Origin of the sequence: Mycobacterium sp., assembly GCF_039583805.1 — a bacterium.
In the GTDB taxonomy this organism is placed as follows: domain Bacteria; phylum Actinomycetota; class Actinomycetes; order Mycobacteriales; family Mycobacteriaceae; genus Mycobacterium.
In genome coordinates this window covers 7,033-28,562 of sequence record NZ_JAVKSH010000038.1, presented here as the reverse complement: position 1 = coordinate 28,562, position 21,530 = coordinate 7,033, and the positions used below count along the sequence as shown (strand labels likewise).

Here is a 21,530-nt window from a genome sequence, read left to right as displayed (position 1 = left end):
AGCTCCACAACATGATTCAACAACTCAACCATTGACCACCAACTATGCGGAAAACGGGGCTAGGTTTGGGGGACCCACAGGATCAGGTAGCGGGATCATTTGACCAGGCGGGCCGCGGCGTGCAGCAGCCGGTAGCGCAGTGTCGCCGGTTCGGCTTTGGCCAGCGGGCGGTCGAGGAGCAACAGCCGCATCCAGCACAGCAGGTCGATGCCGACGGCGACGGCGGTGACCCAGGCGGTGTTGATGGCAAACGAGTGCGATAGCCAGCGGGCCAGGCCGGTGTCCTTGCCGCAGCGGATGAACCCCTCCACCCGGGCGTGCACCCGGTGGCGGGCTTCGAGGCGATCGGGCTGTCCGCCTGCGGTGTTGGTCGCGAGGAGCTGGTACCGGTAGCCGCTTGTCTGCTCGAACAGTGACAGCTGGCGGCCTTCGTCGATCTCTTCGCGGCGCACCAGGATGCGCATGTCGGCCGGCCAGCCGGTCGCCGTCGGCGCCTTCGCGCAGCAGCCCGGTCAGCTCGGCCAGCTACGCGTCCACGCGGGCGGTGCCCGGCCGCATCCAGCACCACCAGCCACCCGGACGCGGGCATCTGCCCGATCGCGACCCGGGCCCGCTCGTCGAGGTCGAACCCGGCCGAGTAGGCCACCGACCCGCCCAGGCGGGCGTTCAGTTTGCGTAGTTGCTCGAGCACAGCGTGGCAGCCCGCCCCGTCGATGGTGATCAGCAGATTGCGCAGCCACTGCGCCGCCACCTCTCCAGGATCGCCGTGATCGCCGCGCCGATGACCGCGATGTGATCGGCCGCGGTGTTCGACCCGCGTTGCCTGGGTGGGCGATCGCCGCCCGCAGTTCTCCGGTGTTGTGCACCACGCCAACGAAGAGGGGACAGTCCGGCACCGGTGCCGGCAGAACAACTTCCCTCTCATCGGCCACCACTACGTGACGACCAACCAGCCTGCATCGCAGGCGCACACCTGGAACGCCAACAACGTGGGCACGCTGGCGATGCTCGACAGGGAGGAAAACAGCGGCGGCCTGTCGAACCTGACAGCCGTGGCCGCCGACACGCGTTCACCGCCGCCGGCGTTACCCTGCAGTTGGGCTATTACCCACGGTCGTACTGGAGCCAGGTGGGCCGCGGCAACCTGTCCGGCCTATGCAATGCGCTCGTGTCCTCCACGTACCCGGACGGTTCCGGCTACGCCTCGACGATCCATGCGAACTCTGGCGGCACTGCGGGTGCGGCATGGGCGCCCTGCGGGGGCATTACCCGGCCGCGTGGCAGTTCACCGACAGCTCAGCCATCGCGGGTTTGACCGTGGATTGCAACGCCTACCTGGGCACAGACATCAGGGGCCTGTTCGGGACGGCGCCGGCGCGCGTGCCGCCGCCGGCGCCGGACAGTTGCTTGGCATCCCCGAGCCGGGCTCGAGCTAGGCACGGCCGACGACGCAGCGGAACCCGATGTGGGTGGTCGCGGTGTCCTGGGACTGCGGTGACCGCGCCGCCGGCCGGTAGCGGCGGCAATACTCGGGCGCACACAGGTGTGAGCCGCCTTTCAGCGTCTGGTTGACCGCCGGATCAGCGGGTCGGGATGGCGCGCAGCAGGCCTTCGGTGACTGATTCGGTCGGTGATGTGCAGAGAATTCGGTGGCCGTCCACTCCCACACGTTGCCGATCATGTCGAGCAGCCCGAATCCGTTCGGCGGAAACGCCCCGACCGGCGAGGTTCCTCTCCAGCCGCGGGCGCCATGGTTGCGGTGGGGGAAGCGGCCCTGCCAGGTGTTGGCCATCAGCTGCCCGCCGGGTTTCTCCTCGTCGCCCCATGAGAAGGTCGTGCCAGTTCCGCCGCGGGCCGCGAATTCCCACTCGGCCTCGGTGGGGAGGCGCCGCCCGGCCCATCGGGCGTACGCCGCGGCGTCGGGATGGGCCACCTGCACGACGGGGTGTTCGTCCTTGCCGCCGAGGTCGCTGCCCGGCCCGAATGGGTGTCGCCAGCTCGCGCCCGCGACCCAGTGCCACCACTGCCGCCAGTCACGCAAGTCGACCGGACCGGTCGTCGGGCGGAACACCAGCGCACCCGGGACGAGGTCGGCAGGGTCGGCTCCGGTATACAGCGCGGGGTCGATCGGTTGCTCGCCGAGCGTGACATAGCCTGTGGCAGCGACGAATTCGGCGAACTGGGCATTGGTGACCGGGTGGCGTTCCACCGCGAAGGCGCCTACCGTCGCGGTGTGGATCGGCGCTTCTTCGGGGTAAAAACTCGTCGAACCCATGCGAAAGGCTCCGCCGGGGAGCTCGACCAGCTCGGTCAGCACGGCTTTCAGGATATGACGATCGCGAAGTCGTGCACGAGCGCCGTTTTCGCGGCGCCGACAGGTCCCTCCAGGTGGATGGTGACCAAGTAAATGCCGGTGTTGGTCCGACTATGGGTGACGCGGTCGGCGAAGTCCGCGCCGGGGTCGCGGGTCGTCGCGGCAATGGCGACCACGGCCGTCATGTCGTCGGGTCCGCTCAGTCTGAGCGCCATGTCGCCGTCACCGGGAGCGGCGGTCCAGCCGACCAGCACCGCCACGGTGATCCGCGGCGCTGCCTGCGCCGGATCTGTCGCACCCGGAACAAAAAGCGCGGACGCTCGGGCCGTGGCTAACACCATGCAGAACAACTTCAAAGAAAGGTCAGTCACGTGAAAACGCGAGGGCCAGATCTCTTTCCAAGTCCTCATACGGTGCGCCCGAGATGTCGACGGTAACGTGCGCGATGGTGCCGCCGGTGAACGCGAACGGCGCCTTGTAGCGGCTCGACACCGCTGACCCGCCGTTGCGCCCGACACTGATCGTGGCGCCGGCCAATCCGAAAGTTCCGGGTTGGGTCGTCATCTCCGACAGTGTTGCAACGGGCTCGTCATCGATGTGGAGCGTCGCCTCACCGAGCGGGGTGTGACTGTTCGGTAACGTGCCCGCCCGGGTGTAGCGGACCCCGAACAGGTGCCGGCCCAACGGAACCGGACCGGATGACGACAGCGACTGCTCCTGCTCGCCCAGGAAGTTGTACACGTAATGCAGCCGACCGTCCGCGATGAACAAGACGTGCCCCCCGTGCGCGCCGCCCTGCTTGAACAGCACCCCCTTGGCGCCGGCGGTGTCCACCGTCACCTCGGCCAGCACCGAGAACGACTGGCCGCGCAGTTCGACGCCGGCACCTATCCCCACCTCGGCGCCGTCCGGGTAGTAGGTGAACGTGGACCGCTCGCCGACCAGGTACGGACGCCAGCGGGCAATGGTCTCCATGATGTTGAGGTCGGCCAGCGGCAGCCCGTTGTACTTGGCGGCCTCGGCAAACCACAGCGCCTTGAGTTCCTCGAGCTTGTCGGGATGTTCGGCGGCCAGGTCATGGCACTGGCTGCGGTCGGCGGCGATGTGGAACAGTTCCCAGCGGTCGACGTCGAAGTGCGACCACCCCGACGGTGTGGCGGCGTGGACGGTGTTGGCGAACCAGCCATCGTGCCAGATCCCCCGCGTACCCAGCATGGTGTAGAACTGGGTGTGCTTGCCGGTGTCGGAGGCCGGATCAGCAAGCGCCGCTTTGAAACTCACACCATCCAGCGGTTTCTGCGCGATTCCTTTGACGGTCTCCGGCGGTGTGATGCCCAACAGGTCGTAGACGGTAGGAGTGATGTCGCAGACGTTGACGTAGTTGTCGCGGACTTCTCCGTGCGCGGAAACACCGTTGGGCCAAGAGATGATCGCGGTGTCGGCGATCCCGCCCTCGTGCGAGGCGTAGCGCTTGAACAACTTGTAGGGCGTGTTGAATGCCATCGCCCAGCCGATCGGGTAGTGGTTGTAGGTCTGCGGCCCACCGAGGCGGTCCAGGAATTTCAGGCTCTCCTCGGTCGTGTCGATGTAGCCGTTGAAGAACTTGGTCTCGTTGACCGAGCCGTCGGGCCCGCCCTCACCGCTGGCGCCGTTGTCGGAGATCACCACGACGAGGGTGTTGTCCAGTTGCCCGGATTCCTCGAGGTAGTCAAGGATCCGGCCGATCTGGGCATCGGTGTAGCTGAGGAAACCGGCGAACACCTCGGCCATCCGGCAGAACAGCTTCTTCTCGTCGTCACCGAGCGAATCCCAAGGCCGCACGGTGTCCTGCAATGGCCACGACTCCCCAGACGGGCCTTGGACGTCCAGATACGGGTTCACCGGTGACAATTCGGTGTCCGCCGGCACAATGCCCATCGACTTCTGCCGCTCCAGCACGAGGTCGCGGTAGCGCTCGTAGCCCATGTCGAAACGCCCGGCGTACTTGTCCGCCCACTCGGTGAAGACATGGTGCGGTGCATGCCCCGCGCCGGGGCACACGTAGGCGAACCACGGCTTGTCGGGCGCGATGACTTTGGCGTCACGAATGAATTCGATGGTCTTGTCGGCGAGGTCTTTTGACAGGTGATACCCGTCCTCGGGCGTGCCGGGCGGGGCGACCGGATGGTTGTCGTAGACCAGGTCGGGGTACCACTGGTCGGTCTCACCGCCCATGAACCCGTAGAAGCGTTCGAAGCCGCGGGACAGCGGCCAGTTGCGCTTGGTCGACGCCAGGTTGGACTCTTCCAGCGGCGTGAGATGCCACTTGCCGACGCAGTAAGTGTTGTAGCCGCGTTCGGCCAGCACCTCCGAGAGCAGTGCGGTGTCGGCCGGAATCCGCCCGTTGCAGTTGGGAAAGCCGTCGGTGAACTCCTCGATGGTGGCCATACCCACGGTGGTGGCGTTGCGGCCGGTCAACAGCGAAGCCCGCGTCGGCGAGCACAGCGCCGTGGTGTGAAACTGGGTCAACCGCACGCCCCGATCGGCGATCCGGGTCATGGCCGGCATGTCGACCAAGCCGCCGAAGCAATCCCATGTCGCGATGCCGACGTCGTCCCAGACCAGATACAGGACGTTGGGCGCATTGTCCGGCGCCGTCGGCGCCGCGTACGGGCCCCAATCCGGTTCGGAATCGCGAATGTCGAGCTCGATCTTGCCCGTGAATTCCTGCGACTGAGCCACCACCGCCGGCCTCGCCTCCTGGTACAGACGTGCGTATCGCGTGGCGTGGGGACTACACCCGACTGGTGTCTTCAAGGCAACCGAGCAGCGACGGCTACTTGGCTTTCTCCAGGATGTCCACGAGCCGCCAGTGCTTGGTCGCCGACAGCGGGCGCGTCTCCATCAGCGAGACCCGGTCGCCGATCCCGGCAATGCTGTTCTCGTCGTGCGCCTTCACCTTCTTGGTGGTGCGGATGATCTTGCCGTAGAGCGGGTGGCGCACCCGGTCCTCCAGCTCGACGACGATCGTCTTCTGCATCTTGTCGCTGACGACGTAGCCGATGCGAGTTTTGCGCCGCCCCCGCGGCTGCGGGGTCCGCGCAGTGTGCTTGGTGCCCTTCACTTTCGGCTCTTTGGGGTCAGCCTCTTTTGCGGCGGCCTTGGTGGCCGCGGCAACGGCCTTCTTCGCCGGGGTCTTCGCCTCTGGCATTATAATTCCTCCCCCTCAGGCCCGGACGCCAGGCCGAGTTCACGTTCCCGCAGGACGGTGTACACGCGCGCGATTTCCTGACGCACCGCGCGGAGTCGCCGATTGTTGTTCAGCTGTCCGGTCGCCGTCTGGAAACGCAAGTTGAACAGCTCCTCCTTGGATTCCCGCAGCCGCTGGACCAGCTCCTCCCCGGTGAGCTCGCGCAGTTCGCCAGCAGAAACTCCCACTGCCATCAGAACTGCTCCTCTCGGGTCACGATGCGTGCCTTGATCGGCAGCTTGTGGATTGCTCGGGTCAGCGCCGCACGCGCAATCGACTCGTTGGGGTAACTGAGTTCGAAGAGCACCCGGCCCGGCTTGACGTTGACCACCCACCATTCCGGTGACCCCTTACCCGAACCCATGCGGGTCTCAGCCGGCTTCTTGGTCAGCGGCCGGTCCGGGAAGACGTTGATCCACACCTTGCCGCCGCGCTTGATGTGCCGGTTGATGGCGATACGGGCGGACTCGATCTGCCGGTTGGTGACGTAGGCGTGTTCGAGAGCCTGGATGCCGTAGTCACCGAAAGTCACCGACGTGCCACCGCTGGCGATGCCGCGCTGGCGCGGATGATGCTGCTTGCGGTGCTTGACCTTGCGGGGAATCAACATGACTCAACTCTCCGTGATCTGCGTGTCCGGGGCCGTGCTCTGCGTGTCCGGGGCCGTGCTCTGCGTGTCCGGGGCCGTGCTCTGCGTGTCCGGGGCCGGCTGATCGGTCGGTGGAGTGGTGACGGCCTCGTCACCGCCCGCGGCGGCCCGCCCGGCATCGGTGCTGGTCGCCGTCGTGCCGGCGGCACCGCTGCGGCGCGGGCGGGTGCCCGACGGCCGATCACGGCGTGGCCGCTCGCCGCTCGCCCCGGTGGGGGCCGCCAGTTCGCGTTTGCCGCCGACGATGTCACCCTTGTAGATCCACACCTTGACGCCGATGCGCCCGAACGTGGTTTTGGCCTCGTAAAGGCCGTAGTCGATGTCGGCCCGCAGTGTGTGCAGCGGCACGCGGCCTTCACGATAGAACTCCGAGCGGCTCATCTCCGCACCGCCGAGGCGGCCCGAGCACTGCACCCGGATGCCCTTGACACCTGCCTGACGCATCGCCGACTGGATGGCCTTGCGCATCGCGCGCCGGAATGCCACCCGGTTGCTCAGTTGTTCGGCCACGCCCTGTGCCACCAATTGTGCTTGCGATTCCGGGTTTTTCACTTCCAAGATGTTGAGCTGGACCTGCTTGCCTGTCAGCTTCTCCAGGTCGGCGCGGATGCGGTCGGCTTCCGTTCCGCGGCGGCCGATGACGATGCCCGGCCGCGCGGTGTGGATGTCGACCCGAACCCGGTCGCGGGTACGTTCGATCTCGACGTCGGCGATTCCGGCGCGCTCCAGGCCGGTGGACAGCAGCCGCCGGATCGCGACATCCTCCTTGACGTACTCGGCGTACTGCTTGTCGGCGTACCAGCGCGACTTCCAGTCGGTGGTGATTCCCAGCCGGAAGCCGTGCGGATTGATCTTCTGGCCCACTACCGCGAGCCTCCCTTCGCTGCTGACGTCTCGGAAGCCTCGGTGGACTTGGCCGCTGGTGACTTGGCCGCTGGTGACTTGGCCGCGGCCACCTTCTTCGCCGGCGCCTTGGTCGCGGTCGCCTTCTTCGCCGACGCTTTCTCGGCCGCAGCCTTGCTGGCCTGCGCACGGCGCGCCCGAGACGATGCCGCCAATCGCTGGTCGCGCACCGGTCGGCTTTCCACCACCACGGTGATGTGGCTGGTGCGCCTGCGGATTCGGAACGCACGGCCCTGGGCACGCGGCCGGATCCGCTTGGCGGTGGGGCCGTCGTCGGCGAACACCGACGCGATAACCAGGGTTGCCGGATCAAGCCCGTCGTTGTTCTGGGCGTTGGCCGCCGCGCTGGCGATCACCTTCGCGACCGGCACGCTGGCGGCCTGCGGCGTCCATCGCAGGATGTCAAGCGCTTCGGCGACAGGCTTGCCGCGCACCAGGTTGATCACCCGCCGCGCCTTGGTCGGCGACACCCGCACGAACCGCGCTACGGCCACCGCCGAGGGGAATTCAGCAGTCTCGGTAGCCCTTCCAGGCCTCGTCATCGCCGCTTGGCCTTCCGGTCGTCCTTGATGTGTCCTTTGAACGTTCGGGTGGGCGCGAACTCACCGAGCTTGTGCCCCACCATCGCCTCGGTGACGAACACCGGCACGTGCTTGCGTCCGTCGTGGACGGCGAACGTGTGACCGATGAAGTCAGGAATGATCGTCGACCGCCGCGACCAGGTCTTGATGACCTGTTTGGTGTTCTTCTCGTTCTGCACGTCGACCTTCTTGAGCAGATGGTCGTCGACGAACGGACCCTTCTTCAGGCTGCGTGGCATCGTTGTCTACTCCTGGACTTCCTAGCGCCCGTGCTTTTTGCCGGTGCGCCGGCGTCGGACGATGAGCTTGTCGCTGGGCTTGTGCCGCTTGCGGGTGCGACCCTCGGGCTTGCCCCACGGGCTGACCGGGTGGCGCCCACCGGAGGTCTTGCCCTCACCGCCGCCGTGCGGGTGGTCCACCGGGTTCATCACCACACCGCGAACCGACGGGCGTTTGCCCTTCCAGCGCATCCGGCCGGCCTTGCCCCAGTTGATGTTGGCCTGCTCGGCGTTGCCGACCTCGCCCACGGTGGCGCGGCAGCGCACGTCGACCCGGCGGATCTCACCGCTGGGCATTCGCAGCGACGCGTACGCGCCCTCCTTGCCGAGCAACTGGATGCTCGACCCGGCCGACCGGGCCAGCTTGGCCCCGCCACCCGGCCGCAGCTCGACGGCGTGGATCAAGGTACCGGCCGGGATGTTCCGCAGCGGAAGGTTATTGCCCGGCTTGATGTCCGCGTTCGGGCCCGACTCCACCACGTCACCTTGCGAGAGGCCTTGTGGCGCAATGATGTATCGCTTCTCACCGTCGAGATAGTGAAGCAGCGCGATCCGCGCCGTACGGTTGGGGTCGTACTCGATGTGCGCGACTTTCGCGTTGACGCCGTCTTTGTCGTTGCGGCGGAAGTCGATCACCCGATAGGCGCGCTTGTGCCCGCCACCCTGGTGGCGGGTGGTGATTCGGCCGTGCGCATTGCGCCCACCACGGCCGTGCAGCGGACGCACCAACGACTTCTCCGGAGCCGAACGCGTGATCTCGGCGAAATCGGCGACGCTGGCCCCGCGACGGCCCGGAGTGGTCGGCTTGTACTTGCGAATTCCCATGTCGTGTCTTCCTATTCTCGGCTAGGCCGGTCTATTCTCGGCTAGGCCGGTGCCCCGAACAGGTCGATCGGCTTGCTGCCGGGCGCCAGGGTCACGATGGCGCGCTTGGTGCTCTTGCGCCGGCCGAATCCGGTCCGGGTGCGCTTGCGCTTACCCTGACGGTTCGCGGTGTTCACCGCCGCCACCTTGACCGAGAAGATCTTCTCGACTGCGATCTTGATCTGCGTCTTGTTCGAGTCGGGACGCACCAGGAACGTGTAGACGTTGTCGTCGATCAGGCCGTAGGACTTCTCCGAGATAACCGGGGCCAAGATGATGTCGCGGGGGTCGGTGACGGTCGCCATCAGGTGCGAACCTCCTGATCGGTCTTGCTGTTGGCGCCGATGTAGGCACCGAGCGCCTCGACGGAGAACACCACGTCGTCGGCGCGCAGCACGTCGTAGGTGTTGAGCTGGTCGGGAGTCAGCACGTGTACGCCCGGCAGGTTGCGGGCGCTCTTGGCGCTGGCCTCATCGCTGCGGCCGATCACCACCAGCACCTGCTTGCGGTCGGTCAGCGTGCCCAGAAAAGCCTTGGCGCTCTTGGTGGACGGGGTCTGACCCGACACCAGTTCGGTGACCGCGTGGATGCGCCCGTTGCGCGCCCGATCCGACAGCGCACCGCGCAGGGCGGCCGCGATCATCTTCTTCGGTGTGCGCTGGCTGTAGTCGCGCGGCTTGGGACCGTGCACGATGCCGCCGCCGGTGAACTGCGGGGCCCGCGTCGAGCCCTGCCGTGCCCGCCCGGTGCCCTTCTGCCGGTAGGGCTTACGGCCACCGCCACGGACATCGCCGCGGGTCTTGGTCGAGTGCGTGCCCTGCCGAGCCGCGGCCAGCTGGGCGACGACCACCTGGTGCATCAGGGCGATGTTGGCCGGCGCGTCGAACAGTTCGGCCGGAAGCTCGACGGAGCCCTCCGCCGTTCCGGCCGGCGTCTTGACCGGAATCTCCAGGACCTTCTGGTCTGGCATCACTTCTCACCTCGTTTGATCGCACTGCGGACCATCACGAGTCCCCCGGTGCGGCCGGGAACAGCGCCCTTGATCAGCAGCACGCCGTTTTCGGCATCGACCTTGTGCACCAACAGGTTCTGCGTGGTCACCCGGTCGTTGCCCATCCGGCCGGCCATCCGCGTGCCTTTGAACACCCGCGCCGGGGTGGCGCAGCCGCCGATGGAACCCGGACGGCGATGCACCGCCTGCGCGCCGTGGCTGGCACCCTGTCCGCGGAATCCGTGCCGCTTCATGGTGCCGGCGAAGCCTTTACCCTTGGAGGTGCCGGTCACGTCGACGTAGCTTCCGGCGGAGAAGATCTCGGCGGTCAGCTCCTGCCCCACCTCGTACTGCGCTGCGGCCTCGGCATCGTCGAGACGCAACTCCGCCAGGTGCCGGCGCGGGTTGACACCCGCGGCGGCGTACTGACCGCTCAGCGGTTTGTTGACCTTGCGGGGACTGATCTCGCCGTACGCCAGCTGCACGGCGCTGTAGCCGTCATGCTCGGGGGTCCGGATCCGGGTCACCACGTTCGGCCCGGCCTTGACCACCGTCACCGGGACCACGCGGTTGTTCTCGTCGAACACCTGCGTCATGCCCAGCTTGGTGCCCAGGATGCCCTTTCTCGCCATTGTTCGCCGATCTCCTATTGGATGTTGACGTCGACGCTGGCCGGCAGGTCGATGCGCATCAGAGCGTCAACGGTCTTCGGTGTCGGATCGATGATGTCGATGAGCCGCTTGTGCGTGCGCATCTCGAAGTGCTCCCGCGAGTCCTTGTACTTGTGCGGGGAGCGGATGACGCAGTAGACGTTCTTCTCGGTCGGCAACGGCACCGGACCCACCACGCTGGCCCCGGTCCGCACAACCGTCTCGACGATCTTGCGCGCGGAGGCGTCAATGGCCTCGTGGTCGTAGGCCTTGAGCCTGATGCGGATCTTCTGTCCCGCCACGCTTCTGCTACCTCGCTCTCCACCTGCCGGGCCCGGTGTTCCTGTCGGGGCCCGGTGTTCGGCCGCGCACCGATCGGCCTGGGCCGACTGGCATCGCGCCGGACGTTACGACGCTCTTTACCTGTCGTGGTCCACCGGCCCCCGCGGTCGGGCGTGTCGCCCGCACGCAACCTCAGCCGCGACCAACTTTCGTCGCGCTCCGAGGTGGGGACCGGACGCGCCCGTCCGGGCGCCGGTCGTATGCCCGGCCAGGCGCGAACCCGGCGCAGGGCAACCTGCACAGTATGCCCTAGATCATGGCGTCGGCCAAATTCCCGCCGGGTGGCTCGTCAGGCAACATCAGCCCCGTTGGTCACGAGAGCCCACGAAGCACGTGACGGCTCACGGCCGGCCCTTCAGGGTTGCCCAGAACGGGCACTGGTGCGACTCCGCATAGCCGGTGACGAGCCTGCTGCCGTCGGGTCGCAACGACATCAACGGGCCGTGATCACCGTCGAGGGCGGGCCAGTCGGGCTGGCCTGCCGCCGCCGGCGCCCCGACCGTCACAAAGCGGCTCCAATAGGCGATCATCTGGTCGGACAGCGCCCGCTGCGCCGCATCCAACGGCGGCGCGCCACCCACGTCGAAGAGATAGCGCAGTTCCAGCGAGTGGCTCGCTCCAACCGGAAAAGGTGCTTGCCGCAACGGGTCTGGAGCAGGGGCGTGTGGATCGTCGAACTCGTAGGCGTATACCGGCGCGTGCCGCGCCAAGAAGCCGGCCATCCGGTCGGCGACACAGGCGAACGCACCGTCGGTGAGCGCGGCGGAATAGGCCAGTGACACGTCGCCGCCGTAGCGGCCAGGGGGGTAGTGTGCCAGCACCACCCGGCCGTCAGAACCGAAGACGTCGTTGAGCACCCGCGGATATTCGGCGGGCGTGACGCCCCGGCCCAGCCTTCGGTACCGCAGCGCCGCGAACATGGTGAACTCGTCGTGGTTGACGCCGACGAGCACCGGGACGCGACGGCCCTGGCCCGCGGCGAAGGCCGCCGTCGGCGCGCCCGGCAGCACCACCGACCCGGTGGCCGGGCCGGACAGCGCGTCGGAGTCACCGATGTGGGCGTACCAGGGCGGACGGGCCAGCGTGGTGGCCGGCAGCGCACGGAGGCAGACGGCGGCGGTGGCCCCACCCCCGCAGCCCACCGAGGCCGCGTAGTCCAGACTGCGACGCCGCGCGGTCGCCACGTCGACCTGGGCCTGACATGGCCCGCTCTGAATGATTGCGGCGCGGAAGAGCCCCGCCGATCCCGGCGCCACCAGGTGGTCACACACCGACATGCCGCCCGCCGACTCGCCGGCGACGGTCACCCTGCCCGGGTCGCCGCCGAAGTCGGCGATGTTGTCCCGCACCCAGCGCAGCGCGGCCTGCTGGTCGGCCAGCCCGTAGTTACCGGCGTCGTCGGCCCGGCCCAGCGCGGGATGCGCCAGAAAGCCCAACGCACCCAGCCGATAGTTGATGGTGACGACGACGATCCGGCCGTCGGCGGCCAGCCTGCGCGCGTGGTAGACGTCGCCGCTGCCGTTCACGAAGCCACCGCCGTGGATCCACACCATCACCGGGCGCTTCTCGCCCAGCGGTCCGACCGACGGCGTCCACACGTTCAGGGTGAGGCAGTCCTCGCTGCTCGGTTTGCCGGCACGAGAGTCGCGCGCGGATTCCTGCGTGCACTGCGGCCCCGGTTTACTGGCGTCCAGCAGGCCCGACCATCGCGCCGCAGGCCGGGGCGCCTGCCACCGCAGTGCGCCCACAGGCGGTGTGGCGTACGGAATACCCTGGAAAAGACGGTAATCCGCAGCAACCTCTCCACGCACCAGCCCCGACGAGGTGCGCACGATGGCCGCATCGAGCGGGCCTGCGTACACCGGTTGCGGCGTTGCGCCGCTGCCCTGCCCGCAGCCCGCAGCCACCACCGCGGCCGTCACCAGCACGGCACGCGCGCATCGGCGTCGGACCGACCGCATCGACACCAGAATCAAGCGCACGGATCCATCAAAACCCTTCCTCGGCGATCCGGCATCACCGACACTCGAAAGGTATCGGCCAACAGCCAGAGGAGTCTCATGAGCACGCCAATCGTCGACCAGGCCGCCACGGTGTTCGCTGACCCGACCGCGTACGCCGACGAGCCGCGGCTACATGCTGCCCTGACCCACCTGCGCACCCATGCGCCGGTGTCGCTGGTCGACTGCCCGCCGTACCGACCGTTCTGGGCGATCACCAAGCATGCCGACATCATGGACATCGAGCGCGACAACGAGCTGTGGATCAACGAGCCTCGACCGCTGCTCCAGACGGCGGAGAACGACGACGTCGCGCGCGCCCAGCTGGACGCCGGGATGGGGTTGCGCACCCTGATCCACATGGACGACCCGCAGCACCGGGTGGTGCGGGCGATCGGCGCGGACTGGTTCCGCCCCAAGGCGATGCGGGCCCTGAAGGTCCGCGTCGACGAGCTGGCACGGATCTACGTCGACAAGATGCTGGACGTGGGCCCCGAATGCGACTTCGTGCAGGAGGTGGCCGTCAACTACCCGCTCTACGTCATCCTGTCCCTGCTGGGCCTGCCGGAATCGGACTTTCCCCGGATGCTGCGCCTCACCCAGGAGCTCTTCGGCGGCGACGACACCGAGTTCCGGCGCGGCACAACCCCGGAAGAACAACTTCAGGTGCTGTTCGACTTTTTCGGCTACTTCAACGCCATCAGCGCCGCCCGGCGTGAGCATCCGACCGAGGACCTGGCGTCGGCGATTGCCAACGCCCGCATCGACGGCGAGCCGCTCTCCGACGTCGACACCGTGTCCTACTACGTGATCATCGCCACGGCGGGTCACGACACCACCAGCGCCACCATCTCCGGCGGACTGCGGGCGCTGATCGAAAACCCCGACCAGCGGCAGCGACTGAGCGACAACCTCGACCTGATGCCGCTTGCCACCGAAGAGATGATTCGCTGGGTGACCCCGGTAAAGGAATTCATGCGCACCGCCACCGCCGACACCAGGGTCCGCGGAGTGCCCGTCAGCAAGGGTGAGTCGGTGTATTTGTCCTACGTCTCGGCCAACCGGGACGAGGAGGTGTTCGACGAACCGTTCCGCTTCGACGTGGGCCGTGATCCCAACAAGCACTTGGCATTCGGCTACGGAGTGCATTTCTGCCTGGGTGCGGCACTGGCCCGAATGGAAGTGAACAGCTTCTTCAGCGAACTGCTGCCGCGGCTGAAATCTATTGAGCTGAGCGGTGATCCAGAACTTGTCTCGACCGTCTTCGTCGGCGGCCTCAAGCACCTGCCGATCCGATACCGGCTGCGCTGATCTTCCCGCAATGTCGGACTAGCCCGTGCGCACAAACTCGGCAGCCCGGTGCGCGAGCATCACGATCGTCGCATGCGGACCACGGCTGGTGACCGTCGGCAGGATCGACCCGTCGATGACCCAGAGTCCCTCCAGTCCGTGAACGCGGCAACGGTTGTCCACGACGGCGAGCGGATCTCGCTCGTCGCCCATCGGGGCGCTGCCACACAGATGTTGCGAGGTCGACCATGACGGTTTCGCGGCTCCTATTGCGCTGCCGACTAATTCACACACCACGTCGCAGCCCTGCTGGAGGGCGGACAGATCGTCGGGTTGACTGTCGTAGTGGTGCTCGATCCGCGGCGGCATCGCGGGATCGGCGGATGCCAGGGTGATGCGGCCACGCGCCCGCGGCCGCATCAGAGCCACCCCTATATGCGGCCAGTCCGGCGGTTCGGCAGCCGCTTCGCCGGCCATCACCCCGAAACCAGCAGTGTACGGCCTTATCTCGATGCCGTCGGATGTGCTCATTACAACCTCGAGCGGTGGCCGACCCGTCTCGGCCGGCCACGTTGCCGGCAACACCCACTCCGGATGGTCGCTGCACGCCATCCCGACCGGCAACGCCGAGACCGTCTCCACGCCCACACTGTGCAGCGTTCCCTCATCTCCGATCCCTGACAGCATCAGCACGTGTGCTGATTCGATCGCGCCGGCAGACAACACAATTCGATCCGCTGAAAGCGTTACAGGACCGTCCGGGCCGATCGCCTCGACACCGACGGCCCGACTAACCGAAAAACGCACCCGGACTGCGCGCGTCCGGGTGAGCAGCGTGAGGTTCGGGCGGCCGAGCGCCGGAAGCAGAAAGGCCGCAGCAGAACTGGTCCGCACTCCGTCGATGATGTTGAGCGGCACTGCTCCCACCCCTGACGGCAGTGTCGGACCGGCGTCGTTGAGGTCGCTGATCCACGAAACGCCCGCGCGCTGAGCGTAAGTCACGAAGGTTTCGCTGAGTCGACACATTTCGGCGACCCGGCGAACCGGTATCGGCCCGCTGACGCCGTGGGCGGGCGTCGTGAAGTCCAGGTCGGCCTCTATCGCGCGATAGTGCCCGATCACGTCTTCGGACGCCCAGCCCGGCGCCCACCCGAAGTCGGCGGGCACCCCGCGGCAGAAGTAGCCGCCGTTGACCGCACCCGATCCACCGACCGTCGCGCCTCGCATGATCGACACCCGCCGGACCGGGTGGTCCGTCAGTTGTGCCGCGTACCGCGCAACCAGCGGGCTGTCGACCCCGATGGGCAAGGCCAGCCCGTTGGCGCTCAACGCCAGCAGAGCCGCGTCGCTCAGGCCGGGACCGGCCTCCAGCACTGTCACGGCGCAGCCGGGATCGGCGGATAGCCGCTCTGCGAGAACGGATCCGGCGCTGCCCGCGCCGATGATCAGCACATCGGGATGTCGGGCAACCGCGGACAGGGGTCAGATCCGAATCTGCGGTTTGAGTGGCCCGATATTGCGTTCCCGGACCACACCGCGCCACAGCCCGGCACCGTAAGCCAGGTCGTCGAGCCGCCGCAGTACCAGATAGGTCATCAGCCCGATAGGTTTGCAGTCGTCCGCGCTGGCCCCTCTGCGGCGTGCCCAATCCACCACGCCCTCAGCGACGGCGGCGATCACCACCACATGACGACAGTGCCGGGACACGATCGCCGCGAGCAGCGCCACCGGCCAGTAGTGTCGACATAACGCCTCGGCCAGCTGTAGCCCCGCCGACCACAATCCGCGGGCCGCGACCACCACGACGTCCCAGAACCGGGTGCCCTCGCCGTGCAGCGTCCGGGCGATTCGACGGCCGGTCAGTGCGGCGACCAGCAGCGAAGCCAGATAGCCCAGGCCCGACCCGACGGCCATCAGGATCCACGCTGTCAGCGTCCAGCCGGAGATCACCAGCGGCGCCGTCTTGTCCGGATGGCGCGCCGACAGCGGCGCGGCCGAGCCGCCGTAGAAGGCCTTGCGCGCGATCCAATCGCGTAGTTCGGTTCGATGGTCGTGTGCTACCAACGCAATTGGCTCGTAGCGCAGCCGCGAGCCGGATTCGAGCAGCCGCCAGCACAGGTCCACATCCTCACCGGACTGCAGTGTCTCGTCGAAACCACTGATCGCGTGCAGCGTCGACGTGCGGCAGACGATCGCGGCGCTGGGAACGAACGACACCGTGCTGTAGGGCAGGACCGGCGCCTCACGGTCCCCCAGATCCAGCGACGAGCGCAGTGCCTCGTACCGCGCCAGCACATGATCGTCCTGGGACAACCCCACGATGCGCGGGGCGACCAGCGCGACCGTCGGGTCACAGAAGTGACCCAGCAAGGCCTCCAGCCAACCCCGGCGTGGGACCACGTCGGAATCCATGAACGCGACGAAATTCGTCGAGCACGAGGCTAATCCGGTATTGCGGGCGGCCGCGGGTCCGCGACTCACGGAATGGCGCAGCACCTGGATGTCACACAGGTTCCCGGCCAGGTCCTCGGGCTGGACTGGTGTCGACGAGCCGTCGTCGACGACGATGATGCGCAGTCCACGCAACGACGCCACCAACCGTTGCAACGCAAGAGTGTTGTCGCGCACCGGAATCACCACGGTGACGTCGGTGTAGGACGGGCCGCCGGCAGGCCGGGGGTGAGCCACCGTCGCGTCGAGCAGAGTGCGCGCGAGCTCGGCGCTGACGGCGTCGCGAACTTCCAGGCGACCATCGGCGAGCATCACCTGGGCCGCGGGCGCCAGCCGCAACAGCCGGGTCGGAGATCCGCCCAGCAACGCCGCGCCCTGGCCGAGGACACGGACCCGCCGGTCGACCTGGACAGCAAACCCGTCCGGCAGCTGGGTCCGGCTCATGCCAGCATCCCGTCCACACCTGGATTCCAGCGCGTGACCCGACGCAGGCACCCACCGATCATCTCCGTCAGAATCCGCTCCCCCTCGGCGGTGGTTGCCGTCGTCGGGTCCCCCAGCACGCCGACCGCGCTGACCGCCGCGACTCCGCCGCGGCGCATCGCCGGCAGCAGCTCGGTCAGTGGTTCACCGTTGCCGGCACACCACCGGTCCGCCGTGACATCAGTCGGCGAAATGTACAGCAGTAACGACGTTTCGGTGTGTCCGGCATGTGCGTCGGCGCCCACGACGGTGCAGCCGCACCATGCCACGTCGCGCCCTTCGGACCGCAGGGTCCGGCTAGCGCGGTTCAGCGCTGCGACGTTGCCGCCGTGTGCGTTGACGAAAAGCAACCGCGAGGCCCAGCAGGTGGCCGACCGGCCGTACTCCACCAGCAGCGTGGCCAGGGCGCGGCTGCCGATGGAGATCGTGCCCGGGAAGCTCTGGTGCTCGCCGCTGTCGCCGTAGGCGATGGCCGGCGCCACCATCCAGTTGCGCTCCGCGGCCCCGTTCGCCCGGGCGAGGCGGCCGGCGAGCCCCCGGGCGACGGCCGTCGCGATCCGGGTATCGGTGTCCAGCGGCAGATGGGGGCCATGCTGTTCGGTGGAGCCGACCGGGATGATGAGCGCCGGCGACGTGTCGTCAAGCTGCCTCGATGTTGCGCATCCGAGTTCGCCGGCGAAAGCCACCCGCTGATGGTAAGACGAATTCACCTGGCGTGCATAGAGTGTTGGCTCTCTGGATAATTTTTTTCCGGGCCCCTGCCGTGTGGTCACGCTCGTCTATCTGGGCCACGTCAGTAACGTGAGTATCACGCTACCCATTGGTAACGGAATGCGGTCCCGGGCCTGACGACGTCGTCGGGGTTCCGAGCACCCGGGCAAACCCCGGTGGAATGACAAGGTCGTCTGCGCAGAGGTCGTGGACCGATGCCCGCCCGAGACCCATGAGCGCAGAATCGATGCCGCCGCGCAGGATGTCGAGAACGTTCTCCACCCCCGCCTGCCCGGCGGCTGCCAGGCCCCACAGGTACGCCCGGCCGATCATCACCGCACGCGCCCCCAGAGCCAGCGCCTTGACGACATCACTACCGCGCCGGATGCCACCGTCGAGCAGCACCTCCACCTGGTCGCCGACCGCCTCGGCCACGGCGGGCAGCGCGCGAATCGTCGCCGGCGTGCCGTCCAGGTTGTTGCCGCCGTGATTGGATACCGAGATCGCCGAAACACCGGCATCCACGGCTCTTTTCGCGTCGTCGACGCGGATGACGCCTTTGAGCATGAACGGCCCGCCCCACAGCTCGCGCAGCCAGGCGATGTCCGCCCAGGTCGGCGGCGGGGTCGACATCCACTCGCCGTAGGCGGCGAAGAACGTCGGGCCGGTCTGGCCGCGCGGCACCTGGTTGGGCACCCGCAGGTCCGGTGGGCGTAGCGTCTTGGCGAACTTCCACAACCACCCGGGTCGGGTGATCGCCTCCGGCGACAGCCGCAGGATGGCCCGCAGGTTCATCTGCTCCGGAATCCTGGGGCTGCCCCAGTCCCGGCCGTGCGAGAACGTCCAGTCGGTGGTGACGATCAGTCCGACGGCGCCGGCCCGGCGGGCCCGCTCCACCCGCTCGGCGATCGTGTGCCGCCCGCCCAGCCAGTACACCTGGAAGAACAGTTTGCTGTTGGCGGCGATGACCTCTTCGATCGGCTTGCTGGCGAACGACGACAGGCCCATCGCGGTGCCTCGCGCCGCCGCCGCGCGCGCGACCGCCACCTCGCCATCCGGGTCGACCGCCTGCACACCGGTGGGCGAGATGAGCACCGGGAGCGAAATATGTTGTCCCATAACCGTTGTCGACAAATTGCGGTTATCGGCAACGCCCACGACGTGCGGCGCGAAGCCCAGCTCGCTGAACGCCGCGACGTTATCGGAGACGGTCAGCCCTTTCTCGCTGGCCGCGATCAGCGCGGCGTACACGGACTTGGGCAGCCGGCGCTTTGCCCGCTGCTGCGCGACGGCGACTGTCTCGAACCAGGCATTCATGGCTAGACCGGGCTTTCGCTGCACAGCCGCCGCGGCGGACGCCTGGACAGCGTCAGGGGCACCGGCCCGCCGGCCCGCCGCCGGTGCGAGTGGTCGGCCGCGGGCTGCGGCTTCTCGCGCTCGCGTGCCAGCGCCGGGGCGCCGTAGCCGCGCACGCACTCCGGATCGGGGCCGTCGAGCGGCAGGCCGGTGAAGAACTTGGCCGCCATGCAGCCGCCCCGGCAGCTGTCGTAGTGGTCACAGCTGCGGCAGGCGCCCGCCGACTGCGGCTCGCGCAGCTCGCGGAACAACGGGGCGTGCTTCCAGACGTTGTCGAAACCACCGTCGGACAACACGTTTCCGGCAAGGAAGCGGTCGTGGATGGCGAACGGGCAGGCATACACGTCGCCCACCGGGTCGATCAGACATACCACCCGGCCGGCTCCGCACATGTTCAGCCCGGCCAGCGCGTCGGGTCCACCCAGCGGCGACAGGTGGAAGAAGGAGTCACCGGTCAGCACGCGCTCACCCTTGGCGACCAGCCACTCGTAGAGCCGGACCTGCTGGTCGGCGGTCGGGTGCAGCTCGTCCCACACCTGGGCCCCGCGGCCCGACGGCCGCAACCGGGTGATCCGCAACGTAGCACCGTAACTGTCTGACAACGCGGCGAATTCGTCGAGCTGATGGACGTTGTGGCGGGTGACCACCACCGAGATCTTGGCGTCACCGAAGCCGGCCGCCGCCAGATTCTCCAGTGCGCGTATCGCCATGGCGTAGGACCCGGCACCCCGGACCGCGTCGTTGACGGCGGGGGTCGCGCCGTCCAGCGAGATCTGCACGTCGACGTAGTCGCTGGCCGCCAACCGGACAGCCACCTCGGGAGTGATCCGCACCCCGTTGGTGGAGAATTTCACCCCGACGTGATGTGCGGTCGCGTAGTCGACCAGCTCCCAAAAGTCCGGCCGCACAGTCGGTTCCCCGCCACCAATGTTGACGTAGAACACTTGCATGCGTTCCAGTTCGTCGATGACGTCCTTGCACTGGCCGGTGGACAGCTCCCGTGGATCGCGTCGGCCCGACGACGACAGACAGTGCACGCACGCCAGGTTGCACGCGTAGGTGAGCTCCCAGGTGAGACAGATCGGCGCGTCCAGGCCGCGTTCGAACTGCTCGACGAGGCGAGGTAGCGTCATCGACCCTCCCTGGGCACCAGCATGTGTGAGCCCGCCAGCACACTCAGCGCGTGCAGGTAGGGACGCTGGGCCGCGTCGTCGACGCCGGCGGCCCGGCAGGCGCTCCGCACGTCGGGGTGGTCGGCCAGCGACTGCAGGACGGCGAGCATGGTGCGGTTCTTCAGAAACGACAACTTGCGCGTGCCGAAGTGATACAACAGCGCCCCGAACGTTTCGGGTCGCACCGCCACCTGCGGGTGCAACTGCCAGCCCACGTCGGGGTCGAAGACGGCTGCCGCCGGGGCGGCCACGGTCAGTAGACCCCGCACATGCCGTCGATGGAGACCTCTTCCACCAGGGTCTGGGTCACCAGGGTCTGGGTCACCAGGGTCTGGGTCACCGGGATCTGGGTCACCGGGGTCTGGGTCGCCGGGGTCTGGGTCACCGGGGTCTGGGTCACCGGGGTCTGGGTCGCCGGGGTCTGGGTGACCGGGGTCTGGGTGACAAGCTCGGTGTCGGTGTCGATCTGCTGATTGGGCTCCATGGGGGTTGCCTTTCTGCTCGGGGGCTCGACAATCGGGTGTCGGCCCGGTCACAATCTTGGTCAGAATATGGCATCGAGTGCCACAACGGAAGGGCGGGGTTTTGGTGCAGCAGGCGCGGGCGGGCCGGCGTCGCACCACGACGCCGCACCAGATCACCGACGTGGCCCTCGAGTTGTTTGCCGCCCGCGGCTTCGCCCAGGTCAGCGTCGACGATGTCGCGCAGGCCGCGGGCATCGCCCGCCGGACCCTGTTCCGCTACTACGCGTCCAAGAACGCGATCCCGTGGGGCGACTTCGACGCTCACCTGCAGCATCTGCGGGAATTGCTCGACGCTGTCGACCCGCTCGTTCCGCTCGGTGACGCGCTGCGCGCAGCATTGTTGGCGTTCAACACTTTCGACGAGTCCGAGACCGCCCGGCATCGTCAGCGGATGCGGGTCATCCTGCAAACCGAAGAGCTGCAAGCCTATTCGATGACGATGTATGCCGGCTGGCGCGCGGTGATCGCGGAGTTTGTGGCACGGCGCTGCGGCACAACAACCGCTGACCTGCTGCCGCAGACGCTCGCCTGGATGATGTTGGGAGTCGCGTTGAGCGCCTACGAGCATTGGCTGGACGACGAGTCCGCATCCTTGCCGCAGGCGCTCGGGGCTGCGTTCGACGCCGTCCGCGCGGGTCTGGACCGCTGAATCGGCTGCCGCGGTCCCGGGTCGGGCCTGCGCGGATCCCGGCCTCCCCCGGCGAGCGTGCGTGTCTGATCGGCGTTACGCCGGAGTCGGACG

At 67.7% G+C, this 21,530-nt stretch carries 24 protein-coding genes and 1 pseudogene; 2 read left to right on the top strand and 23 right to left on the bottom strand.

Annotation, left to right across the window (positions count from 1 at the left end; translation table 11 throughout):
• Positions 1-95: 95 nt before the first annotated feature.
• From ABDW21_RS07255 to ABDW21_RS07180, 16 genes and pseudogenes are all read right to left on the bottom strand, one after another.
• Positions 96-473, bottom strand: a pseudogene (locus tag ABDW21_RS07255) (transposase); the annotation flags it as partial.
• Between the two features lie 959 nt (positions 474-1,432).
• The gene (locus tag ABDW21_RS07250) at positions 1,433-2,317 is read right to left on the bottom strand and encodes a formylglycine-generating enzyme family protein (protein WP_343710245.1); all 885 of its coding nucleotides are present in this window, start codon (positions 2,315-2,317) and stop codon (positions 1,433-1,435) included.
• A 5-nt stretch (positions 2,318-2,322) separates the two neighbouring features.
• Positions 2,323-2,685, bottom strand: a complete 363-nt coding sequence (locus ABDW21_RS07245) for a hypothetical protein (RefSeq protein ID WP_343710244.1) — start codon at positions 2,683-2,685, stop codon at positions 2,323-2,325.
• A complete protein-coding gene (locus ABDW21_RS07240) occupies positions 2,678-5,038 on the bottom strand; it encodes an arylsulfatase (RefSeq protein WP_343710243.1) in 2,361 nt (786 codons plus the stop codon). The genes ABDW21_RS07245 and ABDW21_RS07240 overlap by 8 nt, the downstream gene beginning before the upstream one ends.
• 91 nt (positions 5,039-5,129) lie before the next feature.
• Complete coding sequence (gene rpsQ, locus ABDW21_RS07235) at positions 5,130-5,507, bottom strand: 30S ribosomal protein S17 (protein WP_343602165.1); 378 nt, start codon at positions 5,505-5,507, stop codon at positions 5,130-5,132.
• Positions 5,504-5,737, bottom strand: a complete 234-nt coding sequence (gene rpmC, locus ABDW21_RS07230; RefSeq protein WP_343710242.1) for a 50S ribosomal protein L29 — start codon at positions 5,735-5,737, stop codon at positions 5,504-5,506. The genes rpsQ and rpmC overlap by 4 nt, the downstream gene beginning before the upstream one ends.
• Positions 5,737-6,153, bottom strand: a complete 417-nt coding sequence (gene rplP / locus ABDW21_RS07225) for a 50S ribosomal protein L16 (RefSeq protein ID WP_343602143.1) — start codon at positions 6,151-6,153, stop codon at positions 5,737-5,739. The genes rpmC and rplP overlap by 1 nt, the downstream gene beginning before the upstream one ends.
• Positions 6,154-6,156: 3 nt before the next feature.
• The gene (gene rpsC / locus ABDW21_RS07220; protein ID WP_343710241.1) at positions 6,157-7,056 is read right to left on the bottom strand and encodes a 30S ribosomal protein S3; all 900 of its coding nucleotides are present in this window, start codon (positions 7,054-7,056) and stop codon (positions 6,157-6,159) included.
• On the bottom strand, positions 7,056-7,637 hold the full coding sequence (rplV, locus tag ABDW21_RS07215; RefSeq protein WP_343710240.1) for a 50S ribosomal protein L22: 582 nt from the start codon (positions 7,635-7,637) through the stop codon (positions 7,056-7,058). Before rplV ends, rpsC begins: the two co-directional genes overlap by 1 nt.
• On the bottom strand, positions 7,634-7,915 hold the full coding sequence (gene rpsS / locus ABDW21_RS07210; protein WP_010908582.1) for a 30S ribosomal protein S19: 282 nt from the start codon (positions 7,913-7,915) through the stop codon (positions 7,634-7,636). Before rpsS ends, rplV begins: the two co-directional genes overlap by 4 nt.
• A 21-nt stretch (positions 7,916-7,936) precedes the next feature.
• Positions 7,937-8,779 (bottom strand): 50S ribosomal protein L2, encoded by an 843-nt coding sequence (gene rplB, locus ABDW21_RS07205; protein ID WP_343602154.1) that lies wholly within the window; start codon positions 8,777-8,779, stop codon positions 7,937-7,939.
• 41 nt (positions 8,780-8,820) lie between these two features.
• Complete coding sequence (gene rplW, locus ABDW21_RS07200) at positions 8,821-9,123, bottom strand: 50S ribosomal protein L23 (RefSeq protein ID WP_343602155.1); 303 nt, start codon at positions 9,121-9,123, stop codon at positions 8,821-8,823.
• On the bottom strand, positions 9,123-9,788 hold the full coding sequence (gene rplD / locus ABDW21_RS07195) for a 50S ribosomal protein L4 (protein ID WP_343602157.1): 666 nt from the start codon (positions 9,786-9,788) through the stop codon (positions 9,123-9,125). The genes rplW and rplD overlap by 1 nt, the downstream gene beginning before the upstream one ends.
• Positions 9,788-10,441 (bottom strand): 50S ribosomal protein L3, encoded by a 654-nt coding sequence (gene rplC, locus ABDW21_RS07190; protein ID WP_343602159.1) that lies wholly within the window; start codon positions 10,439-10,441, stop codon positions 9,788-9,790. The genes rplD and rplC overlap by 1 nt, the downstream gene beginning before the upstream one ends.
• A 14-nt stretch (positions 10,442-10,455) precedes the next feature.
• Positions 10,456-10,761, bottom strand: a complete 306-nt coding sequence (rpsJ, locus tag ABDW21_RS07185; RefSeq protein ID WP_003403578.1) for a 30S ribosomal protein S10 — start codon at positions 10,759-10,761, stop codon at positions 10,456-10,458.
• A 381-nt stretch (positions 10,762-11,142) separates the two neighbouring features.
• Positions 11,143-12,762, bottom strand: a complete 1,620-nt coding sequence (locus ABDW21_RS07180; RefSeq protein WP_343602166.1) for a carboxylesterase family protein — start codon at positions 12,760-12,762, stop codon at positions 11,143-11,145.
• A 99-nt stretch (positions 12,763-12,861) separates the two neighbouring features.
• Here ABDW21_RS07180 and ABDW21_RS07175 point away from each other — a divergent pair, with 99 nt between their 5' ends.
• Positions 12,862-14,112 (top strand): cytochrome P450, encoded by a 1,251-nt coding sequence (locus ABDW21_RS07175; RefSeq protein WP_343602163.1) that lies wholly within the window; start codon positions 12,862-12,864, stop codon positions 14,110-14,112.
• Positions 14,113-14,130: 18 nt separating this feature from the next.
• On the opposite strand, the gene mftG is transcribed toward ABDW21_RS07175, so the two are convergent.
• The 7 genes from mftG to mftA form a co-directional block, all read right to left on the bottom strand.
• Positions 14,131-15,570 (bottom strand): mycofactocin system GMC family oxidoreductase MftG, encoded by a 1,440-nt coding sequence (gene mftG / locus ABDW21_RS07170; protein ID WP_343601346.1) that lies wholly within the window; start codon positions 15,568-15,570, stop codon positions 14,131-14,133.
• Positions 15,571-15,573: 3 nt separating this feature from the next.
• Entirely contained in the window at positions 15,574-16,986 is a 1,413-nt protein-coding gene (gene mftF / locus ABDW21_RS07165) for a mycofactocin biosynthesis glycosyltransferase MftF (RefSeq protein WP_343710239.1), read from the bottom strand.
• On the bottom strand, positions 16,983-17,735 hold the full coding sequence (gene mftE / locus ABDW21_RS07160; RefSeq protein WP_343601342.1) for a mycofactocin biosynthesis peptidyl-dipeptidase MftE: 753 nt from the start codon (positions 17,733-17,735) through the stop codon (positions 16,983-16,985). The genes mftF and mftE overlap by 4 nt, the downstream gene beginning before the upstream one ends.
• A 103-nt stretch (positions 17,736-17,838) precedes the next feature.
• On the bottom strand, positions 17,839-19,053 hold the full coding sequence (mftD, locus tag ABDW21_RS07155; protein ID WP_343601341.1) for a pre-mycofactocin synthase MftD: 1,215 nt from the start codon (positions 19,051-19,053) through the stop codon (positions 17,839-17,841).
• 2 nt (positions 19,054-19,055) lie between these two features.
• Positions 19,056-20,225, bottom strand: a complete 1,170-nt coding sequence (mftC, locus tag ABDW21_RS07150; RefSeq protein ID WP_343601340.1) for a mycofactocin radical SAM maturase — start codon at positions 20,223-20,225, stop codon at positions 19,056-19,058.
• Complete coding sequence (gene mftB / locus ABDW21_RS07145) at positions 20,222-20,533, bottom strand: mycofactocin biosynthesis chaperone MftB (protein WP_343601339.1); 312 nt, start codon at positions 20,531-20,533, stop codon at positions 20,222-20,224. The genes mftC and mftB overlap by 4 nt, the downstream gene beginning before the upstream one ends.
• Complete coding sequence (gene mftA / locus ABDW21_RS07140) at positions 20,518-20,748, bottom strand: mycofactocin precursor MftA (RefSeq protein ID WP_343601337.1); 231 nt, start codon at positions 20,746-20,748, stop codon at positions 20,518-20,520. Before mftA ends, mftB begins: the two co-directional genes overlap by 16 nt.
• A gap of 101 nt (positions 20,749-20,849) precedes the next feature.
• On the opposite strand from mftA, the gene mftR reads away from it, so the two are divergent.
• Positions 20,850-21,437: a mycofactocin system transcriptional regulator gene (gene mftR / locus ABDW21_RS07135; protein WP_343601345.1), complete on the top strand. Its 588-nt coding sequence runs from the start codon at positions 20,850-20,852 to the stop codon at positions 21,435-21,437.
• Positions 21,438-21,530 lie beyond the last annotated feature (93 nt).